General features: G+C 60.2%; 18 protein-coding genes and 2 pseudogenes. 16 read left to right on the forward strand and 4 right to left on the reverse strand.

Annotation, left to right across the window (positions count from 1 at the left end; genetic code table 11):
- Nucleotides 1-776: 776 nt before the first annotated feature.
- Both XI03_RS27825 and XI03_RS27830 read left to right on the forward strand, forming a co-directional pair.
- Nucleotides 777-1,610, forward strand: coding sequence for a Crp/Fnr family transcriptional regulator (locus XI03_RS27825; RefSeq protein ID WP_271593890.1), 834 nt, complete (start codon nt 777-779; stop codon nt 1,608-1,610).
- 830 nt (nt 1,611-2,440) lie between these two features.
- Nucleotides 2,441-4,042 (forward strand): porin, encoded by a 1,602-nt coding sequence (locus XI03_RS27830; protein WP_271593891.1) that lies wholly within the window; start codon nt 2,441-2,443, stop codon nt 4,040-4,042.
- A 260-nt stretch (nt 4,043-4,302) separates the two neighbouring features.
- Here the strand turns inward: XI03_RS27830 and XI03_RS27835 are convergent, their stop codons facing one another.
- Nucleotides 4,303-5,643, reverse strand: coding sequence for a tannase/feruloyl esterase family alpha/beta hydrolase (locus XI03_RS27835; protein ID WP_271593892.1), 1,341 nt, complete (start codon nt 5,641-5,643; stop codon nt 4,303-4,305).
- Between the two features lie 313 nt (nt 5,644-5,956).
- On the opposite strand from XI03_RS27835, the gene XI03_RS27840 reads away from it, so the two are divergent.
- Nucleotides 5,957-7,891: an AMP-binding protein gene (locus tag XI03_RS27840; protein WP_271593893.1), complete on the forward strand. Its 1,935-nt coding sequence runs from the start codon at nt 5,957-5,959 to the stop codon at nt 7,889-7,891.
- A 266-nt stretch (nt 7,892-8,157) separates the two neighbouring features.
- A complete protein-coding gene (locus XI03_RS27845; RefSeq protein ID WP_271593894.1) occupies nt 8,158-9,273 on the forward strand; it encodes an NADH:flavin oxidoreductase in 1,116 nt (371 codons plus the stop codon).
- Nucleotides 9,274-9,610: 337 nt separating this feature from the next.
- Here XI03_RS27845 and XI03_RS27850 read toward each other — a convergent pair whose 3' ends face one another.
- On the reverse strand, nt 9,611-10,297 hold the full coding sequence (locus XI03_RS27850) for a TetR/AcrR family transcriptional regulator (RefSeq protein ID WP_271593895.1): 687 nt from the start codon (nt 10,295-10,297) through the stop codon (nt 9,611-9,613).
- A 78-nt stretch (nt 10,298-10,375) separates the two neighbouring features.
- On the opposite strand from XI03_RS27850, the gene XI03_RS27855 reads away from it, so the two are divergent.
- A complete protein-coding gene (locus XI03_RS27855) occupies nt 10,376-11,260 on the forward strand; it encodes an SDR family oxidoreductase (RefSeq protein ID WP_271593896.1) in 885 nt (294 codons plus the stop codon).
- Between the two features lie 198 nt (nt 11,261-11,458).
- Here the strand turns inward: XI03_RS27855 and XI03_RS27860 are convergent, their stop codons facing one another.
- Nucleotides 11,459-12,865 (reverse strand): helix-turn-helix domain-containing protein, encoded by a 1,407-nt coding sequence (locus XI03_RS27860; RefSeq protein WP_271593897.1) that lies wholly within the window; start codon nt 12,863-12,865, stop codon nt 11,459-11,461.
- Nucleotides 12,866-13,084: 219 nt separating this feature from the next.
- Between XI03_RS27860 and XI03_RS27865 the strand changes: the two genes are divergently transcribed.
- From XI03_RS27865 to panC, 6 genes and pseudogenes are all read left to right on the forward strand, one after another.
- Entirely contained in the window at nt 13,085-14,617 is a 1,533-nt protein-coding gene (locus tag XI03_RS27865; RefSeq protein ID WP_271593898.1) for an acyl-CoA carboxylase subunit beta, read from the forward strand.
- Between the two features lie 2 nt (nt 14,618-14,619).
- Nucleotides 14,620-16,635: an acetyl-CoA carboxylase biotin carboxylase subunit gene (locus XI03_RS27870; RefSeq protein WP_271593958.1), complete on the forward strand. Its 2,016-nt coding sequence runs from the start codon at nt 14,620-14,622 to the stop codon at nt 16,633-16,635.
- Between the two features lie 80 nt (nt 16,636-16,715).
- Nucleotides 16,716-18,852, forward strand: a pseudogene (gene scpA / locus XI03_RS27875) (methylmalonyl-CoA mutase).
- Between the two features lie 243 nt (nt 18,853-19,095).
- Nucleotides 19,096-19,551 (forward strand): aspartate 1-decarboxylase, encoded by a 456-nt coding sequence (panD, locus tag XI03_RS27880; protein ID WP_271593899.1) that lies wholly within the window; start codon nt 19,096-19,098, stop codon nt 19,549-19,551.
- Nucleotides 19,552-19,578: 27 nt separating this feature from the next.
- Nucleotides 19,579-20,463, forward strand: a complete 885-nt coding sequence (gene panB, locus XI03_RS27885; protein ID WP_271593900.1) for a 3-methyl-2-oxobutanoate hydroxymethyltransferase — start codon at nt 19,579-19,581, stop codon at nt 20,461-20,463.
- A pseudogene (panC, locus tag XI03_RS27890) lies at nt 20,460-21,307 on the forward strand (pantoate--beta-alanine ligase). Before panB ends, panC begins: the two are co-directional and overlap by 4 nt.
- Before the next feature lie 68 nt (nt 21,308-21,375).
- On the opposite strand, the gene XI03_RS27895 reads toward panC, so the two are convergent.
- Entirely contained in the window at nt 21,376-21,837 is a 462-nt protein-coding gene (locus XI03_RS27895; RefSeq protein ID WP_271593901.1) for a winged helix-turn-helix transcriptional regulator, read from the reverse strand.
- A 229-nt stretch (nt 21,838-22,066) separates the two neighbouring features.
- On the opposite strand from XI03_RS27895, the gene XI03_RS27900 reads away from it, so the two are divergent.
- From XI03_RS27900 to XI03_RS27920, 5 genes are all read left to right on the forward strand, one after another.
- Nucleotides 22,067-22,732: a nitroreductase gene (locus XI03_RS27900; protein ID WP_271593959.1), complete on the forward strand. Its 666-nt coding sequence runs from the start codon at nt 22,067-22,069 to the stop codon at nt 22,730-22,732.
- A gap of 188 nt (nt 22,733-22,920) precedes the next feature.
- Nucleotides 22,921-23,709, forward strand: a complete 789-nt coding sequence (locus XI03_RS27905) for an ABC transporter ATP-binding protein (RefSeq protein WP_271593902.1) — start codon at nt 22,921-22,923, stop codon at nt 23,707-23,709.
- On the forward strand, nt 23,706-24,419 hold the full coding sequence (locus tag XI03_RS27910) for an ABC transporter ATP-binding protein (RefSeq protein ID WP_018318824.1): 714 nt from the start codon (nt 23,706-23,708) through the stop codon (nt 24,417-24,419). Before XI03_RS27905 ends, XI03_RS27910 begins: the two co-directional genes overlap by 4 nt.
- Before the next feature lie 13 nt (nt 24,420-24,432).
- The gene (locus XI03_RS27915) at nt 24,433-25,311 is read left to right on the forward strand and encodes a branched-chain amino acid ABC transporter permease (protein ID WP_271593903.1); all 879 of its coding nucleotides are present in this window, start codon (nt 24,433-24,435) and stop codon (nt 25,309-25,311) included.
- A gap of 2 nt (nt 25,312-25,313) precedes the next feature.
- On the forward strand, nt 25,314-26,315 hold the full coding sequence (locus XI03_RS27920; RefSeq protein ID WP_271593904.1) for a branched-chain amino acid ABC transporter permease: 1,002 nt from the start codon (nt 25,314-25,316) through the stop codon (nt 26,313-26,315).
- The last annotated feature ends 246 nt before the right edge of the window (nt 26,316-26,561 follow it).

Consider the following 26,561-nt stretch of genomic DNA (forward strand, 5'->3'; position numbering starts at 1 on the left):
GGTCAGAGCTTAGGGTCGAGGGTCGAGCGCTCGACATGCGAATTGACCGCCTTTAGTTGCTTATCTGCAGATAGATCTAGCTCAAATTGCACCACCACGATCGGCCCGATCGAGAGTTCAACTTCTTGGACAGGCTAGGAGGACGGCGTGTGCGCGAAACGCGGCAGGCCAGTCTCCACTCGATGGACATTCGTTGGCTCTACCTCGATCGCGCTCGACATTTCAATCCGCGGTAAATTATCGCGTTCACCGAACTCGAAGCGCTCAATGGCTCACTAGGAGGTTCTGCAGCCTTCGACCGTACGTTCCGTACCGAATTGAAAGCCTGATCGAGTTAGCTGTTTCAGTGGGGTGGATGCAAGCGACGCTGGTCGATGTCACATCGGAATGTGACAAGTGGTTTGTGACAATTCTGCTTAAACGGAGGCATTGGGCAACGCTCTCCGATCTAGGTCGCTGCACTTGTGGGTCACATCTTCTCAAGAAAAGAACTCATACAACCCTCAATTTGCTGTCGATAACTAGATCGCGGCGAGAGAGCCAGTCAAAGAGGGAGGATGGGACGATCTCGAGTGCGCTTTGCACCGGCACCGAGAAAGTCGGCAGAGTGTCTTACAGGCAGGCTTGTGTTCGCAGCTCTATCGCATTGCGAGCAAATTTAGCAACAGGTGAAAATTCGGCTCTAGGTACCCTCCCGGGCAGAAGACCCGGCACGGCACGTCAGACGTTGACGGTCGATCAAATAGCGCGACCAAGCCGTCGAGGAGGGGAAGACCATGAATGCGCGCATCCGGTCAGTTGAAGCGGCACGCGACGCCATGCTCCGTCGGTTATTAAGTGACCAGGAGCATGCATCGATTGTATATCCAGGTAAGATGCCGAGCGAGCCCGTCAAGAAGGCCTTCGTTAGGAACCGGCTATTGGCCGGCCTTTCAGTCCCAGATCTTGCCGCGGTAGGGAGGTATCTCGAACCCGTTGCGCTAAAGAGGCGGGCAATCTTGCAGGAGCCGAAGAGGACCGTTGAATTCGTTCATTTTATCGAATGGGGAGTCGTTTCTGTAAGGATCGTTGCTGCTGGGAGCATGCTTGAAACGACGTTAGTCGGATACCGCGGAGCAATCGGAGTGCCATATTTACTCGGTGGGCACATTCCCACTAGCCAGTTTGTTGCCATTTCTCCTGCGTATGCATTGAGGATTCGCCAAGACCATTTGCGTGATTTGATCGGCGAACGTCCTGGGCTTCGCGAACATTTGCTGCGCTACGTAGAGGCGGTTGCCCTACACAGTGCGCAGGCAGGGCTCTGCGGTGTTCGGCATTCCCTGCAACAACGGCTCGCTTCTTGGCTCTGCATTGCATGTGACGCGTTCGGCGATGATTGTCTCCCGGTGACGCACGACTACTTTGCGGACGTGCTTGGACTGCGGCGCGCAAGCGTAACAGAGACACTCACCCGATTTGAACAGCACGGTCTGATAAAAAAGAGCAGAGGACTATTGCGTGTGAGGGATCGAAAGCGTCTCGAGCTGGAGGCGTGCAGTTGCTACGCACTGATCACCGACGCCTATACGGCGGCTGAAGCCCATGCGTCGCTCGAACAGCGCCCTTAAGGTGCTTCGGTGCATGTGAGGCGCACTTGCGTGTACTCGTGGACCGGCGCGAGGAGGCACCCAATTCGCAGGCTTCCACCGGGGACGACGTTACTCTTCGGTATGTCTCATCAAGATTATCAAAACTCACCATCGCGAGAACGGCCTGTTTGCCGCGAGAATATGACACAGGTGTTCCAGCAGGGCGGCCGCGCAGATCATTTGTCGCGTTAACTCGGACTCCGACAGGATGTCCGTGAGTCCGGGCCGCGCGGTGTTGGGCTGTTTTGCCTATTGAGACAGTGGCAAGTGGCTGCAATCTCAGCGCGGGTCTCGTGAAGCGCTTCAACAACGGGCAAGATGCAGCTCTGTCGCCTGGTGCTGCTGCGATGGGGACACCTGCCATCTAGTGCGAGGGCTTGATGCCCAAGGGTGCCCTGGTCCGGACGCGATGGCGGAGTTCGACGTGTCCGCATTCGCGGACGTCCGAGCAAGTGACAGCAGCAATCGGATGTTCAGGATTCGCCAATATCTCAGTTGTTTGCGAAATGTCGGCGAAGCGGAGCTATAAGGACTGCCGCCATCAATTGCGACACGTTGGTGCAAATCGTACCAACTTGATCAAGCGAAAGCACAGTCTGCGGGCGGCGCCGATCGCCGGTACGATACGTACCGTGTTTGCGCGCGCAACGCCGTCCGATTCTGCGAGAGTTTGCCGGCGAAGGGGACATTTCCACTTCGTCGCGTTTGAGTGGGGGGGAGCCAAACTGAAAAAGCGTCGCGTGGCTACCGATCGAGCGTGCAACGCAGGAGCGTGGTGGGGCAACCACGCAAGCAAACTGGAGATTTGAATGATTACCCTTAGGCAAGCAATTCTGGGCACAGTGGCGGGAATCGCCACTGTTGGCGGGGCCCAGGCGGCCGATCTTCCCGTAAAGGCCAAGGCGGTCGAGTACGTGAAGATCTGCTCTCTGTACGGTGCTGGTTTCTACTACATCCCGGGCACTGACACCTGCATCAAGCTTGGTGGTTACCTGCGCGCTGAAGTCGCGCTGGGCAGTAACTCGGACTTCCTTGGCGGCTTCAACGTTTCGAGCCAAGGCGCTAACGGTGCTCGGAACCGTCTGACAAACTATTACACCGTTCGGTCTCGTGAGGACCTCAACATCGACACCCGCACCGCGACCGAGTACGGCGTCGTCCGTACTTTCTTCGACGGGACTTTTTCGTGGACGACGGGCAACTACGTCGGCACCAACAGCGGCACCGGCACCACCGCCTATAGCGGCACGCTGGCTGCTGGTACCAACCCTCTGACCGGCGCTGCGACGCTCTATGGTGCGGGCGCCGGCTCGATCAATCCGACCGATGGCGGCGGCTCGGGCGGCTCGCTCGGCGTATACTATGCCTTCATTCAGTTCGCTGGCTTCACGATGGGTAAGGCCGTGTCGCAGTTCGACGCGCCCTGGACCAACTATCCCGGCAACAACTTCGACGGCCTCGTCGGCGGCAGCGGCACGGTCACTGGTGTCAACCAGTTTACCTACACTGCTGACTTCGGTCAGGGCGTGACGGCGGCGTTCTCAGCGGAAGACACCACCTCCTACTATCAGGCCGGCAACCTAAACATGACCGGCGCGTCAGCGTACGGCATGCTCCAGGGCGCCTATGGGACCAACGCCATCGGCGGCTCGCGTTCGCCGAACCTCGTCGGTATGGTCCGTGTCGACCAGGCTTGGGGTCTCTTCCAGGCGTCGGTGGCTGCGCATGACAACCACGTCGCCTACTACGGCGCGACCGAGCCGACTGGCCACCCCGACGACAAGTGGGGTTGGGCGGTTCAGCTCGCTCTATCGATCAAGAACATCCCGACGGGTGCGGGTGACACGATCAACATCCAGGGCGTCTATACCGACGGCGCGACGCGCTACAACTTCCAGAACCTGGCGGGCAGCACTTACTCGATGTTCGGCAGCTCGGGCATCGCCTACCAGAGCATTGGCTTCGCCACGGCTCCAGACACCGTATTCGTGACCGGCTCCTCGCAGGAGACAGTCAAGACCTGGGGCTTCCGTGGCGCTTACACGCACAACTGGGATCCCTACTGGAACAGCGCGATTTACGGTGCCTACGCTCAGGCCCAGTACGGCTCGCTGGCTAAGACCACCCTCTGCGGTCCGACCGGTGTTGGTGGCGTGTTCGGTGGTGTTGCTGGCGTGACTGGCTGTAACCCCGACTTCGCGATCGGCCAGGTGGGTATCGTCACCCGCTGGACCCCGGTCAAGAACCTGACGTTCTCAGCTGACCTCGCTTGGACGCACCTCGACCAGAAGTACTCCGGCACCGTGACCCCGGCCGCTCTGATCGCTGTCCCGGCGAAGCCGGCCGCGACCTACGAACTGAAGGATCAGGACTCGGTCGTTCTGCTCCTCCGCGCTCAGCGCAACTGGTAAGTCTCGTGAATCCACGACGAACCACAGCAGAAGGAGGACGATAGGCTCTTATAATAACTCAGAGTAAATCTCCAAGTAGGCCTCCGGCATGCCCGCCGGAGGCCTTTTGTTTTCTAACGGCATTTGAGCGGGGGATCTATTACACGAATGGTCCTCCGACCATTGTCCAGCGGCAACCCAGCGCGAGAACACACGAGGGAGTTTTTCGAGGTTGCTCACGGTCGAGAATTTAAGCTTTCGGCTTCGGACGCCGTGCTGGGTCAGGAATGAAGAGCGTTTGTGAACGACGCAAAAGAGTGAAAAGACGAAGGTGGTGACTGGCACGCTTTAGACGCGAGATCGGTGAAGGTGGGCCCTGAACTGCCAAGTCCGTGGATTGGGCCGCTCGCTTGCGCGGAAGGCGCTTGCTTGAATGACCGTAGATTCGGGTCAACGGAGTTCAGAACCGCGCCAGTTCGAAGGTGAGCCTGACGGAGGTTTTCTTCGATGCTGAAAGTGTACGGATTCCAGCCGGAATTGGGATACACCATGTTCTGGAAGTAGCTGTTACCGAATAGCCCCTGCAGACTCAGGGCGGGGCTACCTGGGCCGAGAATCCACAGCGGCCAATCGACGGTCACGTTCGCTTCACCACCCGGGCCGTAGCCCGGAAAGATCCTCGACGGTCCCGAAAAGATCTTCTGAATGGCTTCGATCTTGTCGGGCGCGAGGCAACTTGCTGAATTCGTGGCTCCGCACGCCAGCCTATCGAGCCTGAACCTACAGGCTGGCGGGTTGTTGAGAAACTTGTCCGTGCCCAAGCCGCCGTCGCGACCCGCACATTGCGCGAGCACCGCGCTGCTCACGAGATCGAGGTCGGCCTGGGACAGATCGCCGGCCTTGGTAGCGGACAGTGCTCGCTCGTTATACAAGAAGCCGGTGAATAGGTTCGTCCAGTTGTTGGCAGGCGAGCCCGCAATGATGCCGTCGAAGTCGCGGGGAAAGCGTTGTGCCTCCATCAGCGCTTCGCGGCCCCCGTCCGAGCAACCCATGAAATAGGATCGACGGGGACCGGCAGACTTAAAAGCAGCAATGACGGCCTTGGCGACCTCGGTCGTCTCTTTCAGAGAGCGATAACCGAAGTCGATGAGCTTTTCCGGATGCCCGGCCGCCCAGCTTGCGTCGACGACAGCCGCCTGATGGCCATCATCCGTCGCCGCGACAGCGTAACCTCGTTGGAGCGGGTCGGCCATCTGTTGGTACGAGATCGCACCACAGAAACCGCCGCAGCCGACTTGCAGATACTTTGAATTCCATCCCGATTCCGGGATCCACACTTCAAAGCCAATGTGCGAATCGCTAGTCGGCGTCGTAAAACCTGCCACCCGGCAGAAGCTCGGTAGACCAGTGATCGACTGAGGCGGAGTGGTCGGCGTGACGAACGTTCCGCCCGGTACGCTCTCGGCTGTCGTTATTGTCGTATTCGGCCGATGGAAGCTGCTCGCAAGTTGCGAGCAAGTTGTCGCCGAAGCCGGTGATGCCGCGAACCCGATCACGGCGGCTGCGGCGGCGGACTGCAAGTATCTAGAGGCTCCTCGCCATCGTCGTTCGCTCTTGATCATCTTACACCCTCCCTTGCTCCCGCCTGATTGCCTGAGCTGTCAATTTGGGTTCCGAGCAACGACGACCCGAAAATTGAGGAGAAGTGCCGCCAGCTCGCGCTGACGTGCATGCTTGACCTCCCTTCTCTCGCCTGCCGTCTGCGCAGACCGTCTTTGATTTCTTAGGTCCATATGGTGGACCTTGATTGTGTGTTGCTCAATGCTACGAACCGAAACAACGGCTATCAAGGCACTGTGCCTTGCGCGAAACGCTATTTCATCTTCGGCAGGTCCAATATATGGACCAGCAGGTCGCCAACCCGGAGGAGTGTTCATGCTAGATGCCGATGTCGCCGAAGGAGGGACGGGGACCCAGAGCCTCGAACGAGCTGTTACTCTGCTTCGAGAGGTGGCATCGCATGGCAATCGCGGCGCGCGACTGACTGATCTTGTCGTAGACTCCGGACTCAGCAAAGCGACGGTGCGCCGGCTGCTTGCGGCTTTGATTAGAGAAAGCCTCTTGGAGCAGGACGAAAGCACGCGCCGTTACTATCTCGGTGCCGACACCTTCGTCCTTGGCACCATCGCGGCGGTGCGCTTCGGCACGCATAACCTCAGCGCAAATGCGGTTGCCCGACTGTCGGCTCTGTCGCATGCGAAATACGTCGGAGATTCGATTCCGCTCGCAGCACTGCTGTGCGACCGGCACAAGACTTCGGAGCGGGGATCGGCGGTGGCCCTCGTGTACGAAAGCGCTGCCGGACACACCTCCCGTCTCACCTATGCGGAGTTGTCCGACCACTCGAGGCGTTTCGCAGCGGTTTTGCGCGGCCTCGGAGTAAGAAAGGGAGACGCCGTCGCAACTCTACTCCCGAAGGGGCCGGAGTTGCTGATAGCAATGCTCGCCACTTGGCGCCTCGGAGCGATCCACGTACCGCTCTTCACGGCTTTCGGAAGCCCCGCGATATCGTTTCGATTAACTCAGAGCGGAAGTAAAGTTCTGATCACTACCCGCTCCTTCCGAAGCAGCGCGTTGTCGGATGTTGCGAGTGGAATACGAGTCGTAGTTGTCGAGGGTTATGGAGCTCAGCCCGGACATACCAAGGATGTCTCGTTCTGGTCCAATCTCCACATGGCGACACCTCTGGACAGAGTCACCAACTTTCGCGGAGAGGACCCATTCATCCTTCTGTACACATTGAGCATCGGCGGAACGCCTAAGGGTATCCCTGTTCCGGTGAAGGCCTTGGCTGGAATCGAGGAACACATGCGACTTGGCCTCGACCTCCGGGATGACGATGTGTACTGGAATCTCGGCGACCCGGCCTGGGGCGGCGGGCTTTACTACGCGATCATAGGCCCGTTTCTGCTTGGGCGAGCCACCGTGCTTTGTGACGGCCCCTTTGATGCCGGTCAAATCTATCGCGTGCTGGTCAAGCACAAGGTCACTAATCTTGCGGCGTCCCCGTACTGGTATCACGCGATGCGAAGTTTCGAGAAAAATCAGCCTAACTCCGGCGAACTCCATCTTCGCGTCGCTTCAAGCGTCGGCGAGCTCCTGCCGGATGAACTAATCCAATGGGCTGGCGAGCGATTAGGAGTACGACTTCACGACCACTATGGGCAAGCTGAGACGGGCGTGTTCGTATCCAACCATCAGGCCGTGACGCTGCAATTCCGTCGGCCGCTAGGGTCTATCGGCCATCAAGTCCCGGGTTTCAAAGTGGTCATTTTGGATGCTGCCGGCCGTGAATGCCCGACGGGCGCAGAGGGCGAAATTGCAATTGATACGGAGAAGTCGCCGCTGTACTGGTTTGAGCGATACTACAACGAGACGGAAGGCACGACAGTTCGGTATCGGTTTGGCCGCCGCTACTACCTCACGGGCGATCTCGGCCGGATGGATGCGATGGGCAATGTCTACTTCCTTGGAACGAAAGAAGATGCGATCAGCAGCAGCGGCTATCTGGTCGTACCGAGCCAGCTTGAGGCGGCCTTGACTTCTCATCCCGCCGTGGCCGAGGCGGCCATCGTTGGAAAGCCCGACAGATTGCGAGGCGAAGTGGTCAAGGCGTTCGTCGTCTTGAAGTCGGGGTTGAGGCCGTCACCGGACGTTGCGGGAGGGATTGCTCAACACGTCAGAGGGCAGTTGCCACCTTATTCGCTGCCGCCTGAAATCGAGTTCGTCACTAAATTGCAGCGCGCGTTCGGAAGCAAACTTCGGCGCCAGGCGGGGCGGGCCGTCGCCGGACGCAAAAAGGGTACTTAGGCCGAAATTTCGAACCCCTGGAGGCCCGTGAAGTGCCGAGGAAACGGAGCTGAACTCTCGAGCGTTGCCGCTCACCGCTGAGCAGCGCAAGAGTGCTAAGCAGTAGCACCGCAAATACCATCGTCGTCGACGACTGCGATGTGATCAAACGGCGGCTGGGCAATCCGACGGTATCCTTCGAGATACTTGAGCGATCCAAGGTGCCTAATTGACGCTAGGTTTATTGTGGATACCTAGAGCGCTTCAAACCAATTGGAGCCTTCTCGATGTCTTCTTCCGACGCCAGCGCGCTGTTCCGCCCGTTCTCCCTCAAGACGCTTAAGCTGAAAAACCGGATCGTCATGGCCCCGATGACGCGAACTTCCGCTCCGAACGGTGTGCCGACCGAGGCCAATGCCGCCTACTATCGGCGTCGTGCGGAGGGGCAGGTGGGCCTGATCCTCTCCGAAGGAACAGTTATAGATCGCCCCTCGTCCCGCAACGATCCGAACATTCCCTACTTCCACGGTGAAGCGGCCCTAGCAGGGTGGAAGGGCGTCATCGATGCCGTTCATGATGCAGGCGGCCGAATGGGGCCGCAAATCTGGCACACCGGCGCGACCCGCTACTCGGCGTGGGAGCCCGAGGCGCCGGTGGAAAGCCCGTCCGGGCTGGATGCGCCGGGCGCGCCGCGGGGTGAGGCGATGAGCGAGGAAGCCATTGCCGATACGGTCGCAGCCTTCGCCAAGGCGGCCGCGGATGCCAAGCGGCTGGGTTTCGACACGGTAGAAATCCATGGCGCGCACGGCTACCTCATCGACCAGTTTTTTTGGTCGGGCACCAACAAGCGCAGCGATCGCTATGGCGGTGCGACGATCAAGGAGCGGTCACGGTTCGCGAGGGAGGTCGTGGCGGCAATTCGTAAAGCGGTCGGCCCTGATTTTCCAATCATCATGCGGGTAAGCCAGTGGAAGCAGCAGGATTTGACCGTGCGGCTGGCCGAAACGCCCGCGTTAATGTCGGATTGGCTGCTCCCGCTGGTGGAAGCCGGAGTCGACGTTCTGCATTGCTCGCAACGGCGTTTCTGGGAACCGGAATTCCCTGAGATCGACGGTGAAAACGGTCTCAACTGCGCCGGCTGGGCCAAGAAACTGACTGGTGCGGCGACGATCAGCGTCGGATCAGTCGGTCTTGATGGCGACGTCTTGAACGCTTTCGCCGGCAAGGGATCGGGGAAGATGGGGCTGGAGCGGCTTATCGAGCGGATGGAGCGGGAAGAATTTGATCTGATCGCAGTCGGCCGGGCTTTGATCACCGATCCCAATTGGGTCGCGAAGATTCAGGGGAGCGATCAGGCCGCCTTTAAAGGTTTTGATGCAGCGTCGCTGGCCGAACTTGTGTGACGGCAAGTTGCGTGAGCGGGAGCATGGTTGCTTCCGCTCACGGGCCGCCGCATTCCGCGTCCATGGAGCGCGCGATGGGCCGGTGCAGGTGATGGGGCAGAGCTATTTCGGCAATCGCGATCCGGAGGCCGCGGGGCCGCGGTACCCGTCATTGACGATCGGCTGAGAGGACTTCACTTAAGCGTTCAAGTCAGAAGCGCAGACGCTTGTAGGATCGCTGCCAGCAAGCAAGGCGTGATGGTGCTTCCTGGGATTGGGTACGCATCCGAGTTGCTTTAGCGAGGGGCATGCGCTTGGCGTCGACCTTTTTTGGGCCGATGAAGATGTGAGGGTTCTCTTATGAACGGTCTTCGTTGCTGCTGGCGCGCCTCGGCAGACTGACCTCGCCAGGCCTTGCGCGGGATGATCTCCGTTTGGCAGACCGTTGAGGCGCCACGGCGGCTGGTGCCGATGACCATGCCAGCATCGCAAGTTCGACAACGCGGCGAAGCTCTCCGGACGTGGCGCCGGCCTGCGGCAGGTTCATCGTGGCGTGCAATACACCGAGGAAGTGCCAGGACAGACCGTCGATGTCGGAAGTCGGTGCCAATTCTCCCCTGGCGATCGCCTCGCGCAAGATTCTGCTGAGGATGGCGCGCTGGCCCATGAGTCCCTCCCGCGCGACCGCCTGGCTCGTGGGTGGCAGATCAGCCATTTCCGCGCAGGATCGAGCGAGCATGCAGCCGGGGGGGCGCCCTGTCTTGTCCTCTCTGGGCAGGAATTCGTGAAAGAGAGCTTGGAGCTGCTGGCGCTTCGTACTGGCTTGAACCGCATTCATCCGCTTCAGGACCCGCTCCGCGTAAGTCGAAAGAACCTCCCGGAACAAACCGTCCTTGTCCCGAAACCGCTTGTACATGCTCGAGCGGGACAGACCCGTCGCCATCGTCAGCTCATCGATCGACGATGCTGCGTAGCCATGGCGCCAGAAGATATCCATCGCAGCGCTGATCACGGCACTGTCATCAAATTGGGGCTTTCCGCTCATCGGATTCTCGCTTGACATCTTGGAACGATCGTTCCAGATATGGTGGACTGATCGTTCCAAGATATACAAGGACCCTCGATGTGCAAGTCATCCCGGCCCAACGACAGCCGCCCCCGGATCGCCGTCGCCGGTGCCACAGGCCGCGTTGGATCAAGCCTGATCGCAAGCTTGGTATCCGAACCCCTTGACCTAATAGCGTTGAGTCGAAAGCCGGATGCCGAAAGCGTGCCGTCCGGTGTCGCTCTCGCGGCCGTAGACTTCGACGTGCCGTCTAGTCTCGATGACGCGCTGCGTGGCGTCGATCGGCTTTTTCTTGCCCACGGCACCTCGCCTCGGCAGGTCGCCAACGAGATCGCACTGATTGACGCAGCCGTCGCCGCCGGCGTCGGTCAAATCGTGAAATTGTCCGCGATGGGTCCGCCCTCACGGTTGCATCCTATGGACTGGCACATGCAAATCGAGGCGCATCTGGCGACCTTTGACATCGGCTACACGGTTTTGCGGCCATCAACCTTCGTCGACATCCTGGCACGTGCCGGTGGCCAAGTTGCCGATGATTCATGGGGCGGCGCGGCGGGGGAGGGACTGGTTAACCTGATCGACACGCGCGACGTTGCGGATGTCGCGCGCGCTGCTCTTCTGGACGACGCACACCCGACTGCTCAGCGCGCCTATCACTTGACCGGGCCACGGGCGGTGAGCATGCCAGAGATCGCCGAAGAAATATCGAAACTGCTTGGGCGGACCATCACCTATCAGCAGCGAAGCGCCGCGGAGCAACGGGAAAAACTGCTTGCTGGGGGATTGAATGAATTTGTGGCCGACTTGCTGGTCGGACTGGATCGCCTTTTCCACGATTCCGCGTTCGGTGAAACGACGTCGACGGTCGAAAATTTGACGGGCAACGCACCGCGGTCTGTTGCGGGTTGGCTGAGCGAAAACATCTCGAAGTTCCGGAAGTAGATCAAAGACGCGGTGCAAGTTTGGGGGAGGCGCCAAACGATGCTACAAGTTCTATGACATGAGTAGTGCTCATGACTGGCAAGCTCGATATTTTCGGTGCAGGGCGGCATTTGCCTCCACGGTTGGCTGTTGATGCCCGAGGGAGGGGCCTTCTCCGGCGGTAGCGATGGCCCAGGGCATCGGCGGCTCTATCGATACTCACGAGATGTCGTAAGGTAGAATGTCCCGTCGATCGGGATGGACCGTCAAATTGCTTTTCAATGGAGGAACGGCGCGCTGCGGGCAGCTCCCTCGCTCGCAGATGCGGCACGAGATGCCGATTGGATCGTAGGCCGTCTTGCTCATCAGATCGAGACCGTCAGCGTATACGAAGTCTCGAGCGTAGGAAATTTCGCAACCAAGCGCGATCGCGTAGCGCGGTCGGGGTGTGCCGTACCCACCGTGGCCTTTAGCAAGCTCAGTCGCAATGCAGAGAAAACGCACTCCGTCAGGTGTCTCGGCGAGTTGACGGATGATACGACTTGGCGACTCGAACGCCTGATGCACATTCCACAACGGACACGCGGCCCCATAGCGCGCGAACTGCAGCTTTGCGGCGCTATGACGTTTGGTGATGTTTCCGGCGCGGTCGACGCGTGCAAAGAAAACTGGCACGCCCTTTTGACTTGGGCGTTGCAAGGTAGACAGACGGTGCGCGACCTGCTCAAGGCTCGCGCCGAAACGAGCCGCTATCAGCTCAAGATCGTGACGCAAGTCCTTCGCGGTCGCGAGAAATGGCTGATACGGCAGTATCGTTGCGCCTGCGAAGTAGTTTCGTAGCCCCGCTTTGCAAACCTCACGCGCGCCCGCCGTGCGGAATTGGGCACGCTCCGCAATCTTTTCAACTTGCTCTTCGTGCTCTAGCGCGGCGATCTGAAACGCCATCTGAAAGCTGCGGGTCGCGGCCGGCAGATATGGATTGAGAAAAAGAGTCTTGGACGATCGGTCGAAGCGTCTCAAAGCGCTATCGCCAGGGCTCGTTCTGCCAATTTTCAGGTCATGCCGAGCCTCCAGGTATTTGGCGAGCGCTAGGCTCGTATCGCTGCTGGGTATGTCGAGATCTTGCGTGAGCTTCTCGGCGGAGACATCGAGATCGTGAATGTAATTATCGACGAAATGAAAGAAGTCGCGGACCTCCTCATATGGAGTCGGTTCGGCGGTCCAGCTACCGAGGTGACCGTCCAGGCTTGCAAGTTGTTCGCTGTTGCGCCGATAGGCCTGGTGGCAGTTGAGGAGTGCTTGAGCGAAGCTCGGAGCGTTCTGAGCGATGAGCTTTAGCTCCTGAAAGCTGGGCGTATAGGCTGCAAACACGGGATCTGCCAGCGCTTCCGTTAGCATCGAGATCATGCGGTCGCTATCGTTCGCCGATATCGAGCTGAAATCAATTCCGAACCGCTCCGCGAGCAATACGAGCACAGCGGCCGAGACCGGACGCTGGTTGTTTTCGATCTGGTTAAGATAGGTGGTTGAGATGCCTAGCCGGTCCGCAAAGGCGGTTTGGGTCAGCTTCGCCGTTCCGCGGATCTCGCGGATTTTTCGTCCGATATAAAGCTTGCCAGACCGCATTTTGCAATTTCGCACTTTGCAATTCGCAAGTTTATACCATGCGCGTTTATACCTTTTCAACCCTTCCCAGCCTGGGGCTTCGCACGTATCAGCCCGCTCCGCCGAATTGATTGCGCCTAGGCCTCAAGATTCACCTTGCCTCCTGCCGAAGCTTTCGGGCTGGCCAAGAGGTCAGAAAATTCGGCCCTCGCAAAGTAGCCCAAAACGGAGGCACAACTGATGCTTGCTGTACTCGAAAGCCTCGACGCGCGTCGTGCCGGCGCAAAGCTCGGCGGCGGGGAGAAGCGCATCGAGGCGCAGCACGCCCGCGGCAAGCTGACCGCGCGCGAGCGTATCGAGCTCTTGCTCGACAAGGGGTCGTTCGAGGAGTTCGACATGTTCGTCGAGCACCGCTCCACCGAGTTCGGCATGGAGAAGAACAAGGTGCCGGGCGACGGCGTCGTCACGGGCTGGGGCACCGTCAACGGCCGCAAGACGTTCGTGTTCGCGAAGGACTTCACGGTGTTCGGCGGCTCGCTGTCGGAAACGCACGCGCTCAAGATCACAAAGCTCCAGGACATGGCGATGAAGGCGCGGGCGCCCATCATCGGCCTCTATGACGCGGGCGGCGCCCGCATCCAGGAAGGCGTCGCTGCGCTCGCCGGCTATTCCTACGTGTTCCGCCGCAACGTGCTCGCCTCCGGCGTGATCCCGCAGATCTCCGTCATCATGGGCCCCTGCGCCGGCGGCGACGTCTATTCGCCTGCGATGACCGACTTCATCTTCATGGTGAAGAACACCAGCTACATGTTCGTCACCGGCCCGGACGTCGTGAAGACCGTGACCAACGAGGTCGTCACCGCCGAAGAGCTCGGCGGTGCCTCGGTGCACGCCACGCGCTCCTCGATCGCCGACGGCGCTTTCGAGAACGACGTCGAGACGCTGCTGCAGATGCGTCGCCTGATCGACTTCCTGCCATCCAACAACACCGACGGCGTGCCGGAATGGCCGAGCTTCGACGACATCGGCCGGGTCGACATGTCGCTGGACACGCTGGTCCCCGACAATCCGAACAAGCCCTACGACATGAAGGAGCTGATCCTGAAGGTCGTGGACGAGGGCGACTTCTTCGAGATCGCGGATGCCTTTGCGAAGAACATCGTCACCGGCTTCGGCCGCATCGCCGGCCGCACCGTCGGCTTCGTCGCCAACCAGCCGATGGTGCTGGCCGGCGTGCTCGACAGCGATGCGTCACGGAAGGCGGCGCGGTTCGTTCGTTTTTGTGATGCCTTCAACATCCCGATCGTCACCTTCGTCGACGTCCCCGGCTTCCTGCCGGGCACCGCGCAGGAATATGGCGGCCTGATCAAGCACGGCGCCAAGCTGCTGTTCGCCTATTCGCAGTGCACCGTGCCGCTGGTCACCATCATCACCCGCAAGGCCTATGGCGGCGCCTTCGACGTCATGGCCTCCAAGGAGATTGGCGCCGACATGAACTACGCCTGGCCGACCGCCCAGATCGCGGTGATGGGCGCCAAGGGCGCGGTCGAGATCATCTTCCGCAGTGACATCGGCGACCCCGACAAGATCGCCGCGCGCACCAAGGAATACGAAGACCGCTTCCTGTCGCCCTTCATCGCCGCCGAGCGCGGCTACATCGACGATGTCATCATGCCCCACTCGACGCGAAAGCGGATCGCCCGCGCGCTGGCGATGCTGAAGGACAAGCAGACGGAAATGCCAACGAAAAAGCACGACAACTTACCTCTGTGATCATGTTCAAAAAAATCCTGATCGCCAATCGCGGCGAAATCGCCTGCCGGGTCATCAAGACCGCGCGCCGCATGGGAATTGAGACGGTTGCGGTCTATTCCGAAGCCGACCGCGACGCCCTCCATGTCGAGATGGCCGACGAGGCCGTGCTGATCGGCCCGCCGGCCGCCGCCGAGAGCTATCTGCTGATCGAGAAGATCGTGGAGGCCTGCCGCAAGACCGGCGCTGAGGCGGTGCATCCCGGCTACGGCTTCCTGTCCGAGCGCGAGGCGTTTCCGCGCGCGCTGGAGGCCGCAGGCATCGTCTTCATCGGCCCCAACCCGGGCGCGATCGCGGCCATGGGCGACAAGATCGAGTCGAAGAAGGCGGCGGCCAAGGCCAAGGTCTCGACCGTCCCCGGCTATCTCGGCGTCATCGAGGACGGCAAGCACGCGGTCAAGATTGCCGACGAGATCGGCTATCCCGTGATGATCAAGGCGTCCGCCGGCGGCGGCGGCAAGGGCATGCGTATCGCGCATTCGACGGCCGAGGTCGCCGAAGGTTTCAACCTCGCCAAGGCCGAGGCCAAGGCCTCGTTCGGCGACGACCGCGTCTTCGTCGAGAAGTTCATCGTCGATCCTCGCCACATCGAGATCCAGGTGCTGGGCGACAAGCACGGCAACGTCATCTATCTCGGCGAGCGCGAGTGCTCGATCCAGCGCCGCAACCAGAAGGTCATCGAGGAGGCGCCGTCGCCGCTGCTCGACGAGGCCACGCGCCGCAAGATGGGCGAGCAGGCCGTCGCGCTGGCGAAAGCGGTGAACTACGATTCCGCCGGCACCGTCGAGTTCGTCGCGGGGCAGGACAAGAGCTTCTACTTCCTCGAGATGAACACGCGCCTCCAGGTCGAGCATCCCGTCACCGAGCTCGTCACCGGCATCGACCTCGTCGAGCAGATGATCCGCGTTGCCGCCGGCGAGAAGCTCGGCATCGCGCAGAAGGACGTCACGCTGACGGGCTGGGCGGTGGAATCGCGCCTCTATGCCGAGGACCCGTTCCGCAACTTCCTGCCCTCGATCGGGCGGCTCGTGAAGTATCGGCCGCCCGCGGAAGCCAGCAAGGACGGCATCACCATCCGCAACGACGCCGGTGTCCAGGAGGGCGGCGAGATCTCGATCCATTACGATCCGATGATCGCCAAGCTCGTCACCCACGCGCCGTCGCGCGCGGCCGCGATCGAGGCGCAGGCGACCGCGCTGGATTCGTTCTATGTCGACGGCATCAGGCACAACATCCCGTTCCTGTCGGCGCTGATGCATCATCCGCGCTGGCGCGAGGGCCGGCTGTCGACCGGCTTCATCGCCGAGGAATTCCCCAAGGGCTTTGCGGTGCGCGTGCCCGAAGGTGAGGTCGCCCGGCGGATCGCCGCGGTCGGCGCCGCCATCGATCACGTGCTCGGCGAGCGCAAGCGCCAGATCTCGGGGCAAATGGGCGGCCGCGTCGTGCAGCGCGAGCGCCGCCGCGCGGTCTGGCTGGACCGCCAGGAGATATTGCTGGAGGTCGCTCGCGAGGGCGAGGCGATCGCGATCCGTTTCGTCGATGCCGAAGGCAAGACTGGCAACGCACATCTGCTGGCCTCGCCGTGGAAGCCGGGCGATCCGGTCTGGCAAGGCAGCATCGACGGCCACTTCGTCGCGGTGCAGGCGCGGCCGATTCCCAACGGCATTCGTCTCGCGCACCAGGGCGTCGAGGTCCCGGTCTATGTCTGGACCGAAGCGGAAGCGACTTCGGCCCGGCTGATGCCGGTGACGACGGCCTCCGACACCGGCAAGAAGCTGCTGTGCCCGATGCCCGGCCTCGTGGTCTCGATCGCGGTGACCGAGGGGCAGGAGGTCAAGGCCGGCGAGACGCTCGCGGTGGTCGAAGCCATGAAGATGCAGAATGTGCTGCGCGCCGAGCAGGACGGCACCGTGAAGAAGGTTCACGCCAGCGCCGGTGCGACGCTGGCGGTGGACGCGCTGATTCTCGATTTCGCATGAATCGCGGCTAGTAAAGAACCTGTATCGCCAGTGCGTCGATCTACGACTGGACCTAAAGAGGCCGCGAGATAAGGAGGTCAATCGTGTTCCCCGACGAGTGGAAGAACATTGCCGAGAAGGAGTTAAAGGGCGACCCCGCCAGGCTCGTGCGAAGAACGCCGGAGAATATTGTAATTAAGCCCGTGTATACGGCGGCGGACCTGAACGGTATCGGGCACATGGACTCCTTGCCTGGCATGTGGCCGTTTGTTCGTGGTCCGCGGGCGACGATGTATGCCGGCCGGCCCTGGACAATTCGACAATATGCGGGATTCTCGACGGCAGAGGCATCAAATACCTTCTATCGCGCCGCACTGGCATCTGGACAAAAAGGCCTGTCCGTCGCGTTCGATCTGGCGACACACCGCGGCTATGACTCGGACCACCCCCGCCGTGGGGGACGTCGGCAAAGCCGGCGTTGCCATCGATTCAGTCGAAGATATGAAAATCCTCTTCGATGGTATTCCTCTTGGGGAAACGTCCGTTTCGATGACCATGAACGGTGCGGTGATTCCTATCCTGGCAGCCTTCATCGTCGCTGGCGAAGAGCAGGGCGTTCCGCGGGAGGCCCTGTCCGGAACGATCCAGAACGACATTCTCAAGGAGTTCATGGTTCGAAATACATACATTTATCCCCCACAGCCGTCGATGCGCATCATTGCAGATATTATTGCGTACACGGCGCAGCACATGCCCCGGTTCAATTCGATATCGATCTCCGGCTATCACATGCAGGAAGCTGGAGCGACGCTCGTCCAGGAGCTTGCATTTACGTTGGCTGACGGACGTGAATACGTCCGATCGGCGCTTGAAAAGGGCCTCAATGTCGACGACTTCGCCGGGCGGCTTTCGTTCTTCTTCGCGATCGGAATGAACTTCTTCATGGAAGCGGCAAAGCTGCGTGCTGCTCGCCTTATTTGGTCGCGTGTCATGGCGGAGTTTCAGCCCAAAAAGCAATCGTCCCTGATGCTTCGCACTCACTGTCAGACATCTGGAGTCTCTCTTCAGGAGCAGGACCCCTATAACAACATCGTGCGGACCGCCTACGAGGCGTTGGCTGCAGTGTTAGGGGGAACGCAATCGCTACATACAAACTCTTTCGATGAAGCAATTGCGCTGCCAACCGAATTCTCGGCGCGGATCGCCCGCAATACCCAATTGATCCTTCAGCATGAGACAGGCGTCACCGACGTCGTCGATCCTCTTGCGGGATCCTACTACATTGAGCGTCTGACGGACAATTTAGCCCGCGAGGCTTGGCAGCTCATGGAAGAAATCGAAAAAATGGGAGGAATGGCGCGCGCGATCGCGACCGGCTGGCCAAAACGGCTGATCGAAGAATCTGCGACACGGAAACAGGCTGCGGTTGACCGCGGAGATCAGGTGATCGTCGGGGTTAATCGCTATCGGCTCGAACAAGAGGAGCCCCTCGATATCCTGGAGATCGACAATTCCAGCGTACGAGCGTCGCAGATCAGGCGTCTCGCGGAACTGAAGAGAGCGCGAGATCCAAAACAGGTCGAAGTGGCGTTGGCCGCGCTAACTCGCGTGGCCCGAACGGGGAACGGCAACCTGCTGGAAGCGGCGACGGACGCCGCCAGATCTCGTGCCACGGTCGGCGAGATGTCTGATGCAATGCGAGAGGCCTTCGGTGATCACGAGGCTATCCCGGACGTTGTTTCGAGCGTGTATGGCGCTGCCTATGGGGACGATCCCGAGTTCACGAATCTAGTATCTCGGGTCGGCGAAGTCTCGCGGGCGATCGGCGTGCCACCAAGGATCATGGTAGCAAAGCTTGGGCAGGATGGCCATGATCGAGGTGCTAAGGTTATTGCGTCCGCATTCGGAGATATCGGTTTCGATGTGATTGCCGGTCCGTTGTTTCAGACGCCAGCAGAGGCGGCGACGATGGCAGTTCGCGCTAACGTACATGTGGTTGGTGTCTCATCACTTGCGGCTGGTCACAAGACGCTTGTCCCACAGATAGTTGACGAGCTGAAAGCAGCTGGTGGAAAGAACATCATCGTCGTTTGCGGTGGAGTGGTGCCCCGACAGGACTATGATGAGCTATTCCGCGCCGGAGTGGCCGCCATATTCGGGCCAGGTACGAATGTGCTCGAGGCTGCCCGAGCGATTCTTGATCTTGTCGAGGGTAGGCGAAGGAACCGCCTAGATTGAAGCTTGGCGGAGCGACCTCTGCGGAGCGCGCCTCATAATCAGGCACTGACGAAGGGCCGACTTCGAATGAGAATTGGAAGTATCCCTCAATGATCGCGCGACCATTAGAGGATTCGATGCGGCCGTCCCCTGTTTTGGAGATGCGTCTTTCTTTTTTTCGCCTGACCGTTGACCGTTCTTCGTTGCCGCCCTTAGGAAATCGATGGCTCGGTAGACGCCCGCAAATTTCAACGGATTGTTCAGATGAGAAAAGTGCTGGCAGCAAAACTTCATGGCATTCACGTTACGGAGGCCAACCTTCACTATCATGGCTCGATCACGCTCGATCCGGATCAGTGCCATGAGGCGGGAATTCTGCCGATGGAATTCGTGGAGATCTGGAACAAGAACTCCGGGGCGCGAATTTCGACCTATGTAATATTTGGCGAAGCCGGTTCGCGTTGTTGTGTTCTCAACGGCGCTGCCGCGCGTACTTGCCAGGTCGGCGACCAGATCATCGTCTGCAGTTCGACGTACGTGAATGATGCCAAAATCGCTGGGCTAAGACCAAAAATTCTCGCCTTCGATCGCAACAACCACATTGTTGATCGCCTGACATATTCAGTTACTCGGGATGATGCGGAGCGCTATCGCTTCGAAATCTTAGGTGAGGCAGGCGACGTGAAACCCATGCCACTTCGAACGGCGGAATCGAACTAAGGCCGGCTGACGACATAAGGACGGAAAATGAGCCACACCTCGGAAGCCACAGTCGAGCGGGTCTCGATGCCAAGGCTGCAACGGTGGAAGGAGGAGGGGCGGCGCCTCGTGATGACGACTGCCTACGATTCGGTCACCGCACGCATTGCGGATCCGATCGTTGATATGATTCTGGTCGGAGACAGTGTCGGAAACGTCTGCCTCGGATTTGACAATACGCTGCCGGTCAGCATCGCGATGATGAATCACCATCTCGAGGCCGTTGCGCGTGCGAAACCTCGATCCTTGCTCGTGGCCGATATGCCATTTCTGAGCTTTCACCTCAGCCGAGAGGAGACCGTCCGTAACGCCGGAGGTTTCTTGCAACGGGGCGCCGACGCCGTAAAGCTGGAGGGCGGAGCCAAGCGCGTCGAAATGATACGTGCCTTGGTCGACAGCGAGATTCCCGTGATGGGGCATCTCGGCCTGACCCCGCAGAGCGTCAACGCAATGGGTGGATTCAAGGTGCAGGGCCGCAAGGCTGACGACGCTTTGCGCCTGCTCGACGACGCCCATCGGCTACAGGAGGCCGGCTGCTTCGCTCTGGTCCTGGAAGGAATTCCGGCCGAGCTCGCCGCGCGAGCGACAGAAACGCTGACGATACCTACCATCGGAATTGGCGCAGGTCCTAGGTGTTCGGGGCAGGTTTTGGTGTTTCACGACGTGCTTGGCTTAATTGAAGGCCACGTCCCAAAATTCGTCCGTGCCTACGCCGACGGATTTCGGGTGCTGCAGGATGCGCTGTCGCGTTGGGTTACCGATGTCCGCAATGGTGCATTTCCGACGCCGCAAGAGTCCTATCGGCTTCCCGAAGGCATCGGTGAGACGATCGCAAACTGGACGCCTTCAAACCGGACCCGATGTGAACAATGAAGACAATCACGACAGTCGCCGAGCTTCGTCGCGCTCTCGCAGAGGTTCGAAAAGCCGACAAACGTGTCGGATTTGTACCGACAATGGGCTATCTGCACGACGCCCACTTGGCGCTGATCGAGGCAGCCGGGCGCAATGCGACGTCACCGTGGTTAGCGTCTTCGTCAATCCCACTCAGTTCGGGCCAAACGAGGATCTCAGCACGTATCCACGTGACTTCCAGCGCGATGAAGAACTGTGCCGCGATGCCGGTGTTGCGATCGTCTTCGCGCCCATCGCGAAGGAAGTCTATCCGGCTCAATTCGAGACCTTTGTCGAGCCGGGCGAGCTTGCGAAACCACTCTGCGGCGCTTTCAGGCCGGGACATTTTCGTGGGGTCACGACGGTCGTAAGCAAGCTGTTCAACATGGTACAGCCGGACGTCGCCTTCTTCGGGCAAAAGGATTTTCAGCAGTGTGCGGTCGAACGTCGCATGGCCATCGATCTCAATCTGCCGGTCGAGATTGTTACCGTGCCGACCGTTCGGGAGGCGGATCATCTCGCCATGAGCAGCCGCAACCGGTATCTCAGCGAGGAAGACCGAAGGCGGGCGCTCGCCATCAGTCGTGGGCTATTCGCCGCGGCTGAGGAGTTCCGCTTGGGAGAGCGGAACGTGAACGAGCTAATTGCAATTGCCAAGAGGCATTTGGAAACGTTCGACCGGCTGCAGTACCTTGAGCTCGTCGACGGTGACACGCTCAAGCCCGCCGTAAGTCCGCTGCACCGCCCTGCGGCGCTATGCGTGGCGGCCTATGTCGGCTCGACGAGGCTTATCGACAACGTGATACTTCAGCCGACCCCATAGCGCGACTGAGGCGAAAGAATCGTCTCGATTGATGCTGTCCGACGCGAAGCGCCTCCCGCGGGCCGTCCTCACCTTCGACCCGCTCGACCACCCTTAGCTCGTTCCTGTGCTTTTGCATGAACCGGCGAAGATGGCCGGGCACCGGGTCCAGGATGCACGTGCACAGCCTTGGCTGCCAGCGGTTCACCGCATTCCGAGCAGACCATGACGGGGTCGAACAGCTTTTGGCAGTTTTTGTGTTCGTGCAGCCTCGGCCGACCACGGGAATCGACCATATGCACGTTGCCCCAGTGCACGATCGACATAATGATCGGGTACAGATCCAAGCCCTTCTGGGTTAGGATATGTTCGTAACGCTTTGGTGCTTCCTGATAGGGAATTTTCCGCAGCACGCCGAAGCGCACCAGCTTCTTCAGCCTGTCGGCGAGCAGATGGTGGGTAATCCCTAGCGACGCCAGGAAGTCGTCAAATCGGCGGGTGCGCAGAAAGCACTCGCGAAGTACGAGCAGACTCCAGCGATCGCCAATCACCGCGACGGTGCGGGCGAGTGAGCACCGGCTCCTCAAGAAATCAATCCGACCGGCTTACTGACTTAACTATGGAAAAAACTGGTTGATCAAGTAGGGAATACATGTAATCTAATAGGAAGTAGGATGGACCGCGATCGCAGGCCTAGCTCTGACCCGCGGCATCACCATGGAAAATATGAAGCGGCCTGCATTGCTCGGGCGCTGCGCATTCGGGGAGGAAGCTGGAATGATGTCTGTGAGCGAAGCCGTGCGGGCGAGGCGATCGACGAGGGCGTTCATTGATAAGCCCGTTAGCGCCAATCTCTTGCGAAGCATATTGGAAACTGCGGCTAGGTCACCGTCAGGGGGCAATCTGCAGCCATGGAACGTTTACGTGATGGTCGGTGACGACCTGGCTGAACTGAAGAAGAAAACTCTCGATAACCTCAAAGGGGCAAGAGAGGGTGGGGAATTCAAGGTCTATCCGGACCAACTGCCGGACACGTTCAACGCTCGGCGCAAGAAAAACGGAGAAGATCTTTATGCGTCGATAAAAGTGCCGCGCGAAGACAAGACAGGACGTCTGCAGCAGTTCGCCCGGAATTACGAGTTTTTTGGCGCGCCCGTGGGCCTGATCTTTGCGATCGATCGTTGTTTTGACAAGCCGCAGTGGGTGCACCTCGGTATGTTTATTCAGACCGTGATGCTGCTGGCGGAAGAGGCCGGCCTCGGTACGTGCGCGCAGGAAGCGTGGTCCGCTTGGCCGAAAACCGTATCAGCGCATTTGGGCTTGCCACCAAACCTCGTCGTCTATTGCGGGATGTCCCTGGGCTATGCCGATCTGGCTCACCCTATCAACAACTTCACGACCGATCGCGTGCCGGTGGAAGAATTCACGACCTTTCGCGGATTTTGATCAGCCAGGGGTTTCGATGGGCAACGGTTCATGCGAATTGAATGAACGGGTTAGGGGAACTGCGCGCTGGATGTCGGTGCCGACTGCGCTAATTCGGCGGTCTCCCAGCTCAACCACGAGCTGCCCCGCTGAGTAGGTGGCCCGACTGCGCATAAAAATACTGTCGACTATCCAATGAGGTCAGCACATTGCGCGCATCCGCAGCCGTGAATATCCTGCTCGCGGTTCGCGACGTCAGCGTCGTGTTCGGCGGCATTGTCGCGCTCAACGGTGTGTCCTTTGACATGCACAAGGGCCAGATCCTCGGCTTGATCGGGCCCAACGGCGCCGGCAAGACCACGCTGTTCAACTGTCTGTCCCGGCTCTATCAGCCCTCGTCCGGCGACATCCTGATGGAAGGCGCAAGCATCCTGACGCGGCCGCCGCACCGGATCGCCGAGATCGGCATTGGCCGCACATTCCAGAACGTGGCGCTGTTTCCGAACCTCTCGGTGATGGACAATGTCCGCGTCGGCACGCACGCCCGGACGTCCAGCGACATCATCAGCGACTCGCTGCGCCTGGCCTGGGTTCGCCGCAGCGAAACCAGCGTCAACAAGAAGGTGCACGAGATCCTTGCCTATCTCGACCTCGAGGACGTCGCCCACACCGTGGTCTCCGGCCTGCCCTTCGGCACGCAGAAGCGCGTCGAGCTGGCGCGCGCACTGGCTGCCGATCCCAAAATCCTGCTGCTCGACGAGCCCGCCGGTGGCCTCAACCACGAAGAGGTCTACGTGCTCGGCGACCTCATTCGCCGCATTCGCGACGACCGGCACATGACCGTGCTGCTGGTCGAACATCACATGGGCCTGGTGATGTCGATCGCCGACCATGTCGTTGCGCTGAATTTCGGCAAGAAGCTCGCGGAAGGCACGCCGGCCCAGGTGCAGGCGGACCCCGACGTCATCAAGGCCTATCTCGGGAGCAAGGACCAATGACGACATTGCTCAACGTCAAGGACCTGCGCGCCTATTACGGCCAGGTCCAGGCGCTCCATGGCCTGTCCTTCTCGCTCAACGAGGGCTCGCTGGTGACGCTGCTCGGGGCCAACGGCGCCGGCAAGACCACCACGCTGCGCGCGATCTGCAACATGGTGCGCTCCACCGGCGGTATCGAGTTCGACGGCAAGCCGCTGAACAACCGCTCCACCGAGAGCATCGTGCGGTTCGGCATCGCCCACGTGCCGCAAGGCCGCGGCACCTTCACCACCATGACGGTGGAGGAGAATCTCCAGCTCGGCGCCATCACCCGCAAGGACAGCGCCGGCATCGTCTCCGACATCGAGCGCATGTATGCGCATTTCCCGGTGCTGAAGCAGCGGCACACCCAGCAGGCCGGCACGCTCTCCGGCGGCGAGCAGCAGATGCTCGCGGTCGCCCGCGCCCTGATGCTGCGGCCGCGGCTGATGCTGCTGGACGAGCCCTCCTTCGGCCTCGCGCCGCTGGTGGTGCGCGACCTGTTCGGCATCCTTGGCAAGATCAACCGCGAGGACAAGGTGTCGATCCTGGTGGTCGAGCAGAACGCCCAGCTCGCGCTGGAACTCGCCGACCAGGCCTATGTGATCGAGACCGGCCGCATCGTGATGTCTGGCAACGCCAAGGACATCGCGAACAACGAAGAAATCCGCAAATCCTATCTGGGTTACTGAGGGAGCCGGGACAATGGAGCTGTTCACCAACCAGGTCCTGGCCGGCATTGCCACGGGCGCGATCTATGCCTGCATGGCGCTCGCCGTCGTCATGATCTACCAGGCCATCGACCATCTCAACTTCGCCCAAGGCGAGATGGCGATGTTCTCGACCTTCATATCCTGGCAGCTGATGCAATGGGGCGTGTCTTACTGGGCCGCCTTCGTGATCACGCTGGCATTCTCCTTCGTCGCCGGCATCGCGATCGAGCGCATCCTGTTCAAGCCGCTTGCGAAAGCGCCGGTGCTGACCAACGTCGCCGGCTTCATCGCGCTGTTCGCGATCATCAACTCCTCGGCCGGCCTGATCTGGGACTTCACCATCAAGCAGTATCCGACCCCGTTCGGCTCCTCGCCGTTCCTGGGCAGCCAGCTGATCTCGACCCACCAGGCCGGCATGATCGGCGTCACCGTGCTGCTGCTGCTCGGGCTCTATTTCTTCTTCCAGTACACGCGGATCGGTCTTGCCATGCGCGCGGCCGCCTCCGTGCCTGAATCGGCCCGCCTCGTCGGCATCAACACCTCCTGGATGGTCGCGCTCGGCTGGGGCATGGCGACCGCGATCGGCTCGATCGCCGGCATGCTGGTCGCACCGGTCGTCTTCCTCGAGCCCAACATGATGGGCGGCGTGCTGATCTACGGCTTCGCCGCCGCGGTGCTCGGCGGCCTGAGCTCGCCGCTCGGCGCCGTCACCGGTGGCTTTCTGGTCGGCATCTTCGAGAACCTGGTCGGAACCTACATCCCCGGCGTCGGCAATGAGCTGAAGCTTCCAATCGCGCTCGCACTGATCATCTCCGTCCTGGTCGTGAAACCGGCGGGCTTGTTCGGCCGGCCTATCGTCAAGCGAGTGTGATCATGAGCGCAGCAGAAGACGTCGTCACGGAAGGTCAAGCCGTAGAGGCTGTTCCGAAGCGAGTCATGACGTTGGGTACCGGCACCTCGCTGGTGGTTCTCGCGGCACTAGTCATCCTACCGGTCTTCGTCAAAAACTTCATCATCTTCCAGATGACGATGCTTCTGGTCTACGGGCTCGCGGTGTTGGCGTTGAACATCCTGACAGGTGGCTCGGGCCAGTTCTCGCTGGGCCAGAGCGCGTTCTACGCCATCGGCGCCTATACGACCGCCGTGCTGATGGAGCAATTCAACATCAACTACGCGCTGACGCTGCCGATTGCCAGCGTGGTCTGCTTCGGCTTCGGTTACCTGTTCGGGCAGCCTGCGCTGCGGCTTTCCGGGGTCTATCTCGCGCTCGCGACGTTCGCGCTCGCCACGGCCTTGCCGCAACTGCTGAAGCTCGGTTATTTCGAGTACTGGACCGGCGGCGTGCAGGGCCTCGTCGTCACCAAGCCGGACGCGCCGTTCGGCCTGCCGATGTCGCAGGACATGTGGCTGTATTACTTCACGCTCGTCGTGACGATCGCGATCTACATCTTCGCGGTGAACCTGCTGCGCTCCCGTTCGGGCCGTGCCTTCATGGCGATCCGCGACAACGAGATCGCGGCCTCCGCAATGGGCGTTGACGTCGCGCTGTACAAGACCCTGGCCTTCGGCGTCTCCGCGGCCATCACCGGCGTCGCCGGCGGCCTTGGCGCCATCGCGGTGCAGTTCGTGGCGCCCGACGGCTACACCATCACGCTGGCGATCTCGCTGTTCCTCGGCATGGTCGTCGGCGGCGTTGGCTGGCTGCCCGGCTCGTTCGTCGGCGCGGCCTTCATCATCTTCGTGCCGAATATCGCGGAGGGCATCTCCAAGGGCCTCTCCGGCGCGGTGTTCGGTGTGCTGCTGTTCCTCGTCATCTACCTCGTGCCGCATGGGGCTAGGGATATTCTAAGACTCGTGGAGCGGAGGAGAACCTGAAGGCATATCTGGCGCGGCTATTTCTCTAAGGCCATCAGTCCTACTTTTGAGTCAATGATCCAGTCCGTCGCGCTCGATCGTTTCGGACGTACATGAGTTCGTCGCGAAGGTGCGCGTTCGAGAGCATCAGTATGCGTAAGGCGGACCGGCTGCTGTTTCTCCCGCCCATTTGGGTACCTTTACGCCACGTGGAACGACAAGCTCGGATTTGCCCCTAGAGAACAGTATCGCGCTCGCGAGAGTGAC

This window comes from Bradyrhizobium sp. CCBAU 65884 (assembly GCF_028128835.1).
GTDB classification, from domain to species: Bacteria; Pseudomonadota; Alphaproteobacteria; order Rhizobiales; family Xanthobacteraceae; genus Bradyrhizobium; species Bradyrhizobium ottawaense.

Excerpts from the sequence above, each read along its gene's own strand:
- XI03_RS27860 (WP_271593897.1), bottom strand. The coding sequence starts at position 12,865 with ATGCGGTCTGGCAAGCTTTATATCGGACGAAAAATCCGCGAGATCCGC.
- XI03_RS27915 (WP_271593903.1), top strand. The coding sequence starts at position 24,433 with ATGGAGCTGTTCACCAACCAGGTCCTGGCCGGCATTGCCACGGGCGCG.
- XI03_RS27870 (WP_271593958.1), top strand. The coding sequence starts at position 14,620 with ATGTTCAAAAAAATCCTGATCGCCAATCGCGGCGAAATCGCCTGCCGG.
- XI03_RS27910 (WP_018318824.1), top strand. The coding sequence starts at position 23,706 with ATGACGACATTGCTCAACGTCAAGGACCTGCGCGCCTATTACGGCCAG.
- XI03_RS27855 (WP_271593896.1), top strand. The coding sequence starts at position 10,376 with ATGTGCAAGTCATCCCGGCCCAACGACAGCCGCCCCCGGATCGCCGTC.
- XI03_RS27840 (WP_271593893.1), top strand. The coding sequence starts at position 5,957 with ATGCTAGATGCCGATGTCGCCGAAGGAGGGACGGGGACCCAGAGCCTC.
- panB (WP_271593900.1), top strand. The coding sequence starts at position 19,579 with ATGAGCCACACCTCGGAAGCCACAGTCGAGCGGGTCTCGATGCCAAGG.
- XI03_RS27920 (WP_271593904.1), top strand. The coding sequence starts at position 25,314 with ATGAGCGCAGCAGAAGACGTCGTCACGGAAGGTCAAGCCGTAGAGGCT.
- XI03_RS27865 (WP_271593898.1), top strand. The coding sequence starts at position 13,085 with ATGCTTGCTGTACTCGAAAGCCTCGACGCGCGTCGTGCCGGCGCAAAG.
- XI03_RS27830 (WP_271593891.1), top strand. The coding sequence starts at position 2,441 with ATGATTACCCTTAGGCAAGCAATTCTGGGCACAGTGGCGGGAATCGCC.
- XI03_RS27900 (WP_271593959.1), top strand. The coding sequence starts at position 22,067 with ATGTCTGTGAGCGAAGCCGTGCGGGCGAGGCGATCGACGAGGGCGTTC.
- XI03_RS27850 (WP_271593895.1), bottom strand. The coding sequence starts at position 10,297 with ATGAGCGGAAAGCCCCAATTTGATGACAGTGCCGTGATCAGCGCTGCG.
- XI03_RS27825 (WP_271593890.1), top strand. The coding sequence starts at position 777 with ATGAATGCGCGCATCCGGTCAGTTGAAGCGGCACGCGACGCCATGCTC.
- XI03_RS27835 (WP_271593892.1), bottom strand. The coding sequence starts at position 5,643 with ATGATCAAGAGCGAACGACGATGGCGAGGAGCCTCTAGATACTTGCAG.
- panD (WP_271593899.1), top strand. The coding sequence starts at position 19,096 with ATGAGAAAAGTGCTGGCAGCAAAACTTCATGGCATTCACGTTACGGAG.
- XI03_RS27845 (WP_271593894.1), top strand. The coding sequence starts at position 8,158 with ATGTCTTCTTCCGACGCCAGCGCGCTGTTCCGCCCGTTCTCCCTCAAG.